The 1204-nt window shown below is 46.3% G+C and carries 1 protein-coding gene; it reads right to left on the bottom strand.

All coding sequences use genetic code 11. The features are described 5' to 3' along the window. Window positions 1-62: 62 nt before the first annotated feature. Window positions 63-1204: CHAT domain-containing protein (locus F6K38_RS42485; RefSeq protein ID WP_287360901.1), on the bottom strand; the 1142-nt coding region annotated here is incomplete at its 5' end.

Below are 1204 nucleotides of genomic sequence, written 5' to 3'. Positions count from 1 at the left end.
AGGATTGTTACTGCTTATCAAAACTATGAAAAGTGAAGAATTGGTATAAACTTTGGTATTCACTAGGGATCTCCAACCAGAGTGAAAGCAGCCCAATAGTAGGGATGAGAAAAGCTTTGTTTTCCTGATCCTGACAATTCTGGGGGTAACGAGATATTCTTGCCCGAGCCATATAACTGATTATTCTCGATACGCACATTGCCTTGAATCATTGCTAACTGTGCCTGTCGCAAGGCTTCGCTTTTACTCGATGTCTTTCTCAACTGACGGTAAAACTCAGTAGTCAGCCCCAGAGCACCTTGATCACTAACATACCAAAGGGTTGCCAAAGTCGAGTCAACTCCTGCCTGAAAGGCTGACCCAGCAAAACCCAACTCCGCTTCTCGATTGCCCAAAGCGGTTCGGCAAGCGCTGAGTACCAACAACTCTACCGATGGCTCATAAAGTAGATTTTTCATTTCATACAGCCTTAGTTTGCGGTTCCACATCTGAATGTAGGAATTGTTAGGAGTTCCCGAGTTGAACTCTGCATGGGTGGCTAGGTGAATGATGCCATATTGCCTCTGTTGTCGTTGAGCCATTAAATTTTCCAGAGTAAAGGCTTCGTTGAGAAAAGAGCGACCTTTCCACAGTGTTTCAGTGATGGTGGTTAACTCCACTTCTACCCCAGGCAAAGGCTGTTGATAAGGAAATTTCGATGCTCCCATTGCCAGAACCCGGAAGGGTCTTACATCTGTGTGACGAGAATAGGTTAAGCTCAGACTAGGCACCAAATTAACACCATACTTCTCAACCAGATATTGTTGCCCATCGTAGATAGCTGCTATAGGTAGGGAGCGCAAACCCTGATCCATAGCAAATATTAGGCTCTGAATCTTGCGGTCATTTAATTCCTTCTGTAAGGGCGCTATGATCCATTGATAAAGTTGCTCAGCTTGGTTTAGGTGGCCTTTGGCATCCAAGCTGTGGGGATTGCTAAGCGATCGCTGAAATCTATTGGTCACAGCTAGGACTTGATTACGACTGGCACCATTGATTCGCCGGACAATTGGATTACCTTCAGCGGTGATCACCAACAGTTCCAGCTGGTCGTTTGCTTGTGGTAAGCAACGCTCTGGTGCTTGAGGCACCTCAGAGAGTCGGTAACCAAACCGTCGGTCGATTTTGGGAACAGGGATTGAGGGAGTTTGACATCGAGTGCCTG

The organism is Moorena sp. SIO3B2 (assembly GCF_010692525.1).
Lineage (GTDB): Bacteria > Cyanobacteriota > Cyanobacteriia > Cyanobacteriales > Coleofasciculaceae > Moorena > Moorena producens.
This window is presented reverse-complemented; position numbering and strand designations above follow the sequence as displayed.